Annotated in this window: 10 protein-coding genes; 2 read left to right on the top strand and 8 right to left on the bottom strand. The window is 63.9% G+C overall.

The features are described from left to right. A partial coding sequence (locus EOA27_RS10165) for a succinylglutamate desuccinylase/aspartoacylase family protein (RefSeq protein ID WP_189561998.1) occupies positions 1 to 280 on the top strand: 280 nt, incomplete at its 5' end. On the opposite strand, the gene EOA27_RS10160 is transcribed toward EOA27_RS10165, so the two are convergent. The 7 genes from EOA27_RS10160 to cyoA are packed head-to-tail and all read right to left on the bottom strand — an operon-like array spanning position 281 to position 7,160. Further along, the gene (locus EOA27_RS10160) at positions 281 to 814 is read right to left on the bottom strand and encodes a response regulator transcription factor (protein ID WP_189343256.1); all 534 of its coding nucleotides are present in this window, start codon (positions 812 to 814) and stop codon (positions 281 to 283) included. After that, positions 804 to 2,156 carry an ATP-binding protein gene (locus EOA27_RS10155; RefSeq protein WP_126079304.1) on the bottom strand — a complete coding sequence of 451 codons (1,353 nt, stop codon included), beginning with the start codon at positions 2,154 to 2,156 and terminating at the stop codon, positions 804 to 806. The genes EOA27_RS10160 and EOA27_RS10155 overlap by 11 nt, the downstream gene beginning before the upstream one ends. Beyond that, positions 2,153 to 2,965, bottom strand: a complete 813-nt coding sequence (locus EOA27_RS10150) for an SURF1 family protein (protein WP_126079305.1) — start codon at positions 2,963 to 2,965, stop codon at positions 2,153 to 2,155. The genes EOA27_RS10155 and EOA27_RS10150 overlap by 4 nt, the downstream gene beginning before the upstream one ends. After that, on the bottom strand, positions 2,962 to 3,336 hold the full coding sequence (gene cyoD, locus EOA27_RS10145; RefSeq protein ID WP_126079306.1) for a cytochrome o ubiquinol oxidase subunit IV: 375 nt from the start codon (positions 3,334 to 3,336) through the stop codon (positions 2,962 to 2,964). The genes EOA27_RS10150 and cyoD overlap by 4 nt, the downstream gene beginning before the upstream one ends. Continuing rightward, positions 3,333 to 3,959, bottom strand: a complete 627-nt coding sequence (gene cyoC, locus EOA27_RS10140; RefSeq protein ID WP_127256071.1) for a cytochrome o ubiquinol oxidase subunit III — start codon at positions 3,957 to 3,959, stop codon at positions 3,333 to 3,335. The genes cyoD and cyoC overlap by 4 nt, the downstream gene beginning before the upstream one ends. 2 nt (positions 3,960 to 3,961) lie before the next feature. After that, positions 3,962 to 5,968, bottom strand: coding sequence for a cytochrome o ubiquinol oxidase subunit I (gene cyoB, locus EOA27_RS10135; RefSeq protein WP_126079308.1), 2,007 nt, complete (start codon positions 5,966 to 5,968; stop codon positions 3,962 to 3,964). 10 nt (positions 5,969 to 5,978) lie between these two features. After that, on the bottom strand, positions 5,979 to 7,160 hold the full coding sequence (cyoA, locus tag EOA27_RS10130; RefSeq protein WP_126079309.1) for a ubiquinol oxidase subunit II: 1,182 nt from the start codon (positions 7,158 to 7,160) through the stop codon (positions 5,979 to 5,981). Between the two features lie 199 nt (positions 7,161 to 7,359). Here cyoA and EOA27_RS10125 point away from each other — a divergent pair, with 199 nt between their 5' ends. Continuing rightward, complete coding sequence (locus EOA27_RS10125; protein WP_126079310.1) at positions 7,360 to 8,673, top strand: MFS transporter; 1,314 nt, start codon at positions 7,360 to 7,362, stop codon at positions 8,671 to 8,673. Between the two features lie 35 nt (positions 8,674 to 8,708). Here EOA27_RS10125 and EOA27_RS10120 read toward each other — a convergent pair. Further along, positions 8,709 to 9,479: NAD-dependent epimerase/dehydratase family protein (locus EOA27_RS10120; RefSeq protein WP_127256069.1), on the bottom strand; the 771-nt coding region annotated here is incomplete at its 5' end.

The following is a 9,479-nucleotide window of genomic DNA, read 5'->3' as shown; positions in this document are numbered from 1 at the left end:
GTCTGGTGCGATCGAGAAGGGCAGAACTCAGTGGCTCGACATGCCTTCGGCCGATTGCTTCGCCTTCGCCGAGGATGACGGCATGATCGAGACCATGGTCGATCTCGGCGAACCGGTGGAGGACGGCCAGGTGGTCGCGCGCATCCATCCGCTCGGCCGCACCGGCCAGGCACCGCAGGAGATCAGGGCCCGGATGTCGGGGCTGCTGGCCGCGCGTCACTTCCCGGGCCTGGTCAAGGCGGGCGATTGCGTCTCGGTGCTGGCCGTGGCCGTCGGATAGTTACTGCACCACCCGCTTCTCGAGCTTGCGAGCGAGCGTGCGCCGGTGCAGGCCGAGGCGGCGCGCGGTTTCGGAGATGTTGAAGCCGGTCTCGACCAGCGTCTCGTGGATGCGCTCCCATTCCAGGTTCTTGATCGAGGTGGGACGGCTGGTGAGCGGCACCGACACATCTCCCTCGTCGCGGCCGAAGGCGGCTTCGATGTCATCGGTGTTGGCGGGCTTGGCCAGATAGTGACAGGCGCCGAGCTTGATCGCCTCGACCGCCGTGGCGATGCTGGCAAACCCCGTCAATACCACGATCCGCATCGACGGGTCGCGTGCGCTCAGCAGCTTGACGCATTCGAGACCCGATCCCGCTCCGAGCTTGAGGTCGACGACGGCATAGGCCGGAACGGCCTTTTCCAGCGCGGCCTTCACGGCGTCGCGGTCATGGCAGACCGCGACGTGGTAGTCGCGCTTCTCAAACGAGCGTTTGAGCGTGCGCGCGAAAGTCGCGTCGTCCTCGACAATGAACAAGGATCGATCAGGTTTCACGATCGTCTCCATGGGTCAGCGCCGCCAGAGGCAGCGAAAGGGTAACGCAGGCGCCCTCCTCCATGTTGCGCGCTGAAACGTCGCCGCCGAGCTTGCGCACGACATTGAACACCAGGAAGAGGCCAAGGCCGCCGCCCGGACGCCCCTTGCTCGACATATAGGGCTGGCCGAGCCCGGCCAGAATATCCTTGTCGAAACCCGGTCCGCGATCCTTGACGGTGAACACCAGCTTCTCATCCTGCCGCTCGGCAGCGATGCCGACCCAATCGTGCGATGCTTCCAGCGCATTGTCGAGCACATTGAAGATCACTTGCCGCAGCGCCGTGTCGGACACGATCGGCTCGTCCGGCTCGAAACCGTTGCTGAAGTCCAGCCTGGAAGGCTGGCGGCTGACACGCCACTCCCGAACGAGATCGTCGAGGAAGTGACGGATCGTGGTGCGGATCGTGCCCTCGCCCCGTGCCTGGCCGGAGGACATGAGGATGCCCGTGACGATGCTTTTGCAGCGCTCGATCTGCGCCTGCATCTCGGCCACGTCCTCGGCAAGCTCGCGGTTGCGCTTGATGCCCTGCATCTGGCGCCAGTCGGACAGGATGACCGATATGGTCGAGAGCGGCGTGCCGAGCTCATGCGCGGCGCCGGAGGCGAGCAGGCCCATGCGCACGATGTGGTCTTCCTCAGCCGAACGCTGGCGCAGGTCGGCGAGATAGGCATCGCGTTCGCGCAGGTTGCGGTTGATGCGCGTCATGAAGATCACGATCAGGCCGGCCGCCAGCACGAAGCAGATGAACATGCCGCGCAGATGCAGCGCCAGGAGGTCGCTGCCGCCGTGATGCGAAAGCGCGATCGGCTGGAAGACGAAGATGAGGAAGACGAAGCAGGCCGAGGCGGCCACGACCAGGATCCAGGTCGACCATGGCGCCAGCAGCGCGGCGCCGAGCGTGATCTGCAGCAGATAGAGCGACACGAACGGGTTCGAGGCGCCGCCGCTCAGATAGAGCTGCGTGGTCAGCGCCGCCATGTCGAAAATCAGCGCGACGAAAAGCTGGCCGTTGGAGATGCGGCGATTGCCGCGCAGGGCGAGCAGGCTGAAGATGTTCAACGCGACGAGGAACAGCACCACGCCAGCCATCCCGGTAAGCGGCAGCGGGATGGCGAACCAGTATTGCGTCACCAGAATGGTCAGCACCTGCCCCGCCACCGCCAGCCAACGCAAGTGGATGAGAAGCAGCAGGTTCTTCCTGTTCGTCACGTCGGCGTTCGAGGCGGCGCCTCCGTGGCCGGCAAGAGGAGCCGCTGGGAACGCCTTCCCGTGATGAAGCCGCGCGATCGAGATGTTCATCTTGCCGCGTCCCGCTTCCGACGCCGGGCAAAAATCGGCCTGGCGATGACGATCGCCAGCATCGCTGCCAGGGCGAACCAGGTCAGAGCATAGACAAGGTGGCTGTTGCGGAAGGTGACGACAGTCAGGCCGCCGCGCGGCCAACTGTCCGCGCCGGATGCCCCGGCGTCGATGAAATAGGGCGCGACATCGGTCAGGCCGCGCGCCTTGGCGATTGCCGCGACGTCGCGCGAATACCAGCGGTTGGCAGCCGGATCGTTGCTGCGCAGGAAGCCGCCGCCGGGTTCGCTGATGCGCAGCAGCCCGTCAATCGCCGTAGGCGACCTCGGGCCGCCGCTCTCTTGTTGAAATTCGGCCTTGCGCTCCTGCGGAACGAAGCCGCGGTTGACGAGGACCGTGAACCCGCGATCGTCGCGCATCGGCGTCAGCACCCAATAGCCGCCTCCAAGCTCGGTCACCGCCTGCACCAGCGTGTTGGCTCCGCCGGAGAAACTGCCGGTGAGGCGTACATGGCGATATTCATAGCCGGCCGCGTTGATATCAGCCCATGTCGCGGGTCCTGGCGCATCGACGACCGGAGCATGGATGCGCTGGTCGACGCGGGCGATCAGGTCGAGCTTCCAGACCCGTCTTTCCAGCTGCCAGATGCCGAGCCCAAGAAACACCAGAACGCCGACAAGTCCGAGCAGCGCAAGCAAGAAGCGCGACGCGGAGCCTTTCGACGGCGCGGCGTGAGCGCATGTATCTGCCAGGCCGACCGTGACTTCTGCCTTGAGATTGGCCCTCCCCACGCCCGAAACAGGGCTCATGGCATCTCCCGCATCTCGTGGAGCCCGGGCAGCATGTTGGCGTTGAGATGGTACATCACCCAGAGCGAGCCGCTCAGCACGATGACGACGAGGATCACCGTGAAGATGAGCGCCAGCATCGACCATCCGCCCTCGGAGGCCGGGTTCATGTGCAGGAAGAAGATCATGTGGACGACGATCTGCACCGCGGCGAAGGCCATGATGATGACGGCCGTGGCCTGCTTGTTGTCGATGACTTCGTCCATCACCAGCCAGAACGGAATGGCGGTGAGGATCACCGACAGGAAGAAGCCGATCAGATAGCCCTTCAGCGAGCCGTGCGCGGCGCCACCATGCGCGTGGTCGTGACCGGCATGATCATGAGCGCTCATCGCAACGTCCCCATCAGATAGACGAAGGTGAAGACGCCGATCCAGACGGCGTCGAGGAAGTGCCAGAACATCGAGAGGCACATCAACCGGCGGCGGTTGGCCTCGATCAGGCCATATCGCGCGACCTGCACCATCAGCGTCACCATCCAAACGATGCCGAAGGTGACATGCAGGCCGTGCGTGCCGACCAGGGTAAAGAAGGACGACAGGAAGGCGCTGCGCTGCGGCGTCGCGCCCTCATGGATCATATGCGCGAACTCGTAGAGCTCGATCGACAGGAAGGCGAGGCCGAACAGCATGGTCACCGCGAGCCAGGCTTGCGTCGCGCCGGCACGGCCCTTGTCCATGGTCAGCATCGCGAAGCCATAGGTGATCGAGGAGAGCAGCAGCATGGTGGTGTTGACCGCCACCAGGCTGAGATCGAACAGGTCCTTCGGAGCAGGACCCGCCGCGTAATTGCCGCCGAGCACGCCAAAGGCCGCGAACAGCATGGCGAAGATCAGGCAGTCGCTCATCAGGTAGAGCCAGAAGCCGAGCATGGTGCTGCCGCCTTCGGCGTGCGCATGCTCCTCTTCCAGGTGGAAGACCGGCTCGGCGCCGGCCGTGATTGCCGTCGATGCCATGCTCAAGCCCTAGCCCCCTCAGCGGCGAGGAGCGCCGTCCTCGCCTCTTCCGTTTGCGCGACCTCGGCGGCCGGGATGTCAAAGTCGCGGTGATAGTTGAAGGTGTGGCCGATGGCGGTGGCGATGAGGCAGACGAAGCTCAGCGCCGCCAGCCACCACATGTACCAGATCAGCCCGAAGCCGAGCGCCACGCTGAACACGGCCAGGACGACGCCGGTGCCGGTGTTCTTCGGCATGTGGATCGGCTTGAAGCCGGTGAGCGGGCGCCGGTAGCCGGCTCTCTTCATGTCGAACCAGGCGTCATTGTCGCGGATGACCGGCGTGAAAGCGAAATTATAGGCGGGCGGCGGCGAGGAGGTCGACCATTCGAGTGTGCGGCCGTCCCACGGATCGCCGGTGACGTCGACCAGTTCGGCTCGCTTGCGGATCGAGACGAAGATCTGGACAAGGAAGGCGGCGATGCCAGCGGCGATCAGCACGGCGCCGAAGGCAGCGATGACGAACCAGATCTGAAGCGAGGGATCGTCGAAGACGCGCATGCGGCGCGTCACGCCCATCAGGCCGAGGATGTAGAGCGGCATGAAGGCGAACCAGAAGCCGAGCACCCAGCACCAGAACGAAACCTTGCCCCAGAACGGATCGAGCCTGAAGCCGAAGGCCTTGGGCCACCAGTAGGCGATGCCGGCAAACAGGCCGAACAGCACGCCGCCGATGATGACGTTGTGGAAATGCGCGATCAGGAACAGGCTGTTGTGCAGCACGAAGTCGGCCGGCGGCACCGCAAGCAGCACGCCGGTCATGCCGCCGACGACGAAGGTGAGCATGAAGGCCACCGTCCACATCATCGGCAGTTCGAAGCGGATGCGGCCGCGATACATAGTGAAAAGCCAGTTGAACATCTTTGCCCCGGTCGGGATCGAGATGATCATCGTGGTGATGCCGAAGAAGGAGTTGACGCTGGCGCCGGAGCCCATGGTGAAGAAGTGGTGCAGCCAGACCAGATAGGACAGGATGGTGATGACCACCGTGGCGTAGACCATCGAGGTGTAGCCGAACAGGCGCTTGCCGGAGAAAGTCGAGGTGACCTCGGAAAAGACGCCGAACAGCGGCAGGATAAGGATGTAGACCTCCGGGTGACCCCATATCCAGATGAGGTTCACATACATCATCGGATTGCCGCCGAAGTCGTTGGTGAAGAAATTGGTGCCGACATAGCGGTCGAGCGCCAAGAGCGTGAGCACCGCCGTCAACACCGGGAAGGACGCCACGATCAGCACGTTGGTGCATAGCGAGGTCCAGGTGAAGATGGGCATGCGCATCATGGTCATGCCGGGGGCGCGCATCTTGACGATAGTGCAGATCAGATTGATGCCGGATAAGGTCGTGCCGACGCCGGCGACCTGCAGCGCCCAGATATAATAATCGACGCCGACATCCGGACTGTAATTGATGCCCGAGAGCGGCGGATAGGCCAGCCAGCCGGTGCGGGCGAACTCGCCCACGAACAGCGAGGCCATGACCAGGATGGCGCCGCCCACCGTCATCCAGAAGCTGAAATTGTTGAGGAAGGGGAAGGAGACGTCGCGCGCGCCGATCTGCAGCGGCACGACGAAGTTCATCAGCCCGGTGACGAAAGGCATCGCCACGAAGAAGATCATGATCACGCCGTGCGCGGTGAAGATCTGGTCGTAGTGATGGGCGTTGAGATAGCCGTCCGAACCGTTGAAGGCGATCGCCTGCTGCAGGCGCATCATGATGGCGTCGGAGAAGCCGCGAAGCAGCATGACGAGGCCGAGCACCATGTACATGATGCCGATCTTCTTGTGGTCGACGCTGGTGAACCACTCGCGCCAGAGATAGCCCCAGAGCTTGAAATAGGTGATGGCGCCGAGAACCGCGAGGCCGCCAAGCGCCACCACGATGAAGGTGACGACGACGATCGGCTCGTGCAGCGGCAGCGACTCCAAAGTGAGGCGGCCGAAGATGAATTTGGTCAGCGTCTCAGGCATCCGCCATTCCTCACAATTCGAAGCGCAGCAGGCCGAGCGACGGCGCCTCGGCGTCGGCGCGGCGGCTGCCGGCGCCGGGCGCGAGCAAGCCGACGCCGCGCAGCGGGGACAGGTCCCTGAGCGGCCAGCTCTTTTCATCGTCATTACGAGCCGCGCGAGAGGCGGCTGCCGCCTCCTCCGCCGTGCAGATGCTGGCGACATAGGACGGATCGCTACCGAACACCGAGCCGCGCCGGGCAAGCTTGTCATATTGCAGCGGCAGGGTGTTGCGAACGCCGGCAAGGCCAAGGCCGCCTTTGGCGTCGATGGACATCATCTCGTTCATGCACATCTTGCCCGGCTCGACGCACAGATTGAGGATCGCGCCATAAAGGTCGTGGTCGACGAAGGCATACTGCCGGACCGGCTCGTTCTCGCTCGGGCGTTCAAGCTCGAGATAGGTCTCGCGGCTGAGCCTGGACTGAGCGCTCTTGGCCTGCGCCACCCAATCGGCGAAGGCCTGGTCCGAGACGCCGTGGAAGGCAAAGCGCATGCCGGAGAAGCCGGCGCCGCTGTAATTGGCCGAGAAGCCGGTATAGGTGCCTGGACGGTTGATGACGGCGTGCAGCTTCGTCTCCATGGCGGGCATGGCGTAGATCTGCCCGGCAAGGGCTGGAATGTAGAAGGAGTTCATCACCCTGGACGAGGTGATGCGGAAGTCGATCGGCTGATTGACCGGCGCCGCCAGCTCATTGACGGAGGCGATGCCGTAGTCCGGATAGATGAAGAGCCACTTCCAATCGAGCGCGACGACCTCGACCCTGAGCGGCTTATGGTTCTGCGTGACCGGCTGTCCGGGTTCGATTCGGTCGATGCGCCGGTAAGGATCGAGCAGATGCGTGCCGAGCCACGTCAGCGCGCCCAGGCATATGATGATGAGCAGAGGGGCCGCCCAGATCACCAGCTCCAGCTTGGTCGAATGGTCCCAGTCGGGCGTGTAGGTCGCCGTCGTGCTGGACTGCCGGTAGCGCCAGGCGAACAGCACGGTCAGCGCCATGACGGGCACGATGATGAGCAGCATCAAAAGGGTCGAGACGACGAGCAGGTCGCGCTGCTGCACTGCCACGTCGCCCGCGGGCGCTAGCACGACGAAGTCGCAGCCGCTCAGCAGCACGGCCAGGGGAAACAGAAGCAAAGCTCCGGATCGTTTCATCAACGCTGCCCTCGATGGCGTCGCAACGGGCTTTTGCAAGCTACAACGCGGTATGGGCCAACGGCTACTGCCGCCGGCACGGGGACGACATTGGACAATTTGTCCAATGCCGGATTGCTATGGCTTTGGCGAAACTGTGCACGCATAATGGGACGAGGACAATCGCGTTCCGAACTTGAGCTCGGTGGCGACGAACAAGATGGCTGAAACTTCGACTGCCGAAACGGACAGCAGGCTGATCGGCTCGCATCACGGCCAGGTCAGCGCTGGCGATATCGCGGTCGGCGTGATCATCGGCAGGACATCGGAGTTCTTCGATTTCTTCGTCTATGCGATCGCTTCCGTGATCGTATTCCCCAGGCTTGTCTTTCCGACGCACGATCCGCTGGTCGGAACGCTCTATTCCTTCGCGATCTTCGCGCTGGCCTTTATCGCGCGTCCGTTCGGCACGGTGCTGTTCATGGCGATCGACCGCGCCTATGGCCGCGGCGCCAAGCTGACCATCGCGCTTTTCCTGCTCGGCACCTCGACCGTCGCCATGGCGTTCCTGCCGTCCTATGAAGACGTCGGCGCTGTCGCCGCCTGGCTGCTGGCGCTTACCCGCTTCCTGCAAGGCCTGGCGCTCGGCGGAACCTGGGATGGGTTGCCCTCGCTGCTGGCGCTGAACGCGCCGCAGAACCGGCGCGGAATCTATGCGATGATCCCGCAACTCGGCGCGCCGATCGGGCTTATCGTGGCGAGCTCGCTGTTCGCCTTCTTCGTCGCCAACCTCTCGGCCGACGATTTCTTCGCCTGGGGCTGGCGCTATCCGTTCTTCGTCGCTTTCGCCATCAATGTCGTGGCGCTGTTTGCCAGGCTGCGCATCGTCGTCACGCCCGAATTCTCGAAGCTCTACGAGAGCGGCGACCTGCAGCCGACCCGCATCAGGGACATGATCGGCACGGAAGGCCGCAACGTCGTCGTCGGCGCCTTCGCGCCACTGGCGAGCTTCGCCCTGTTCCATATGGTGACGGTGTTCCCGCTGTCCTGGGTGTTCCTGTTCACCAATGAGGGGCCGGAGCGCTTCCTGATCATCGAGGCGGTGAGCGCGCTGTTCGGCATCGCCGCGATCGTCGCGTCAGGGCCGCTGGCCGACCGTGTCGGACGCCGCGCCCTGCTCGGCGGCGGCGCCGTCGCCATCGCCGCATTCAGCGGCTTTGCCCCGCAGCTTCTCAATGGCGGCACCGTCGGGGAGACGGTGTTCATGGTGCTGGGCTTCATTCTGCTCGGCTTGAGCTTCGGGCAATCCTCGGGCGTCGTCGCGTCGAGCTTCTCGCGCCAGCACCGCTATACCGGCTCGGCGGTGACGTCGGACCTCGCCTGGATGTTCGGCGCCGGCTTTGCGCCGCTTGCCGCGCTGCTGATCGCCGGCACTTTCGGCCTCATCGCCGCCGGCGCCTATCTGCTTTCAGGCGCCGCCTGCACGCTGATCGCGCTGTGGATCGACAGGCAGGCGTCAACGACAGGCCGCTAGTACTCGGCCGCTAGCACGTTGTCGCGGGCGCCTAATCAGACCTGATAGAAATCCCGATACCATTCGACGAAGCGCGGAACGCCGACCTCGATCGGGATCCTGGGCTTGAAGCCAGTCACCTCCTCGAGCGAGGTGATGTCGGCGTAGGTCGCCAGCACGTCGCCCGGCTGGAGCGGCATCAGGTTGCGGATTGCCTTGCGCCCAAGCGCGTCTTCCAGCACGTCGATCAGCCGGCTCAGCTGGACGGGTGAGCTGTCGCCGATGTTGTGGATCCTGTACGGCGCATTGCTGGTCGCGGGATCCGGGGCAGCGCTTGTCCAATCGGTATTGGGCGTCGCGGGATGCTCCATGACGCGGATTACGCCCTCGACGATGTCGTCGATATAAGTGAAGTCCCGCTGCATGTTGCCATGGTTGAAGACGTCGATCGGCTGGCCGGCGAGGATGGCCTTGGTGAAGATGAACAAGGCCATGTCGGGCCGGCCCCACGGACCGTAGACGGTGAAGAAGCGCAACCCCGTGGTCGGCAGCCCGAACAGATGGCTGTAGGTGTGGGCCATCAGCTCGTTCGCCTTCTTGCTTGCGGCATAGAGGCTCAAGGGATGGTCGGCGGAATCATGGACCGAGAACGGCATGCGCGTGCTGCCGCCATAGATCGAGCTCGACGATGCATAGACGAGATGACCGACAGAGGCCTGACGGCAGCCCTCCAGGATATTGAGGAAGCCGTCGAGGTTGCTGCGCGCATAGACGTGCGGATTGATCAGCGAATAGCGGACGCCCGCCTGCGCGGCGAGATTGACGAC

This window comes from Mesorhizobium sp. M2A.F.Ca.ET.037.01.1.1 (assembly GCF_003998075.1).
Taxonomy (GTDB): domain Bacteria; phylum Pseudomonadota; class Alphaproteobacteria; order Rhizobiales; family Rhizobiaceae; genus Mesorhizobium.
This window is presented reverse-complemented; position numbering and strand designations above follow the sequence as displayed.

What these genes read in the sequence shown, in the direction of transcription:
- cyoB (WP_126079308.1), bottom strand. Translation starts at nt 5,968, where the DNA reads ATGCCTGAGACGCTGACCAAATTCATCTTCGGCCGCCTCACTTTGGAG.
- cyoD (WP_126079306.1), bottom strand. Translation starts at nt 3,336, where the DNA reads ATGAGCGCTCATGATCATGCCGGTCACGACCACGCGCATGGTGGCGCC.
- EOA27_RS10125 (WP_126079310.1), top strand. Translation starts at nt 7,360, where the DNA reads ATGGCTGAAACTTCGACTGCCGAAACGGACAGCAGGCTGATCGGCTCG.
- EOA27_RS10150 (WP_126079305.1), bottom strand. Translation starts at nt 2,965, where the DNA reads ATGAGCCCTGTTTCGGGCGTGGGGAGGGCCAATCTCAAGGCAGAAGTC.
- cyoC (WP_127256071.1), bottom strand. Translation starts at nt 3,959, where the DNA reads ATGGCATCGACGGCAATCACGGCCGGCGCCGAGCCGGTCTTCCACCTG.
- EOA27_RS10155 (WP_126079304.1), bottom strand. Translation starts at nt 2,156, where the DNA reads ATGAACATCTCGATCGCGCGGCTTCATCACGGGAAGGCGTTCCCAGCG.
- cyoA (WP_126079309.1), bottom strand. Translation starts at nt 7,160, where the DNA reads ATGAAACGATCCGGAGCTTTGCTTCTGTTTCCCCTGGCCGTGCTGCTG.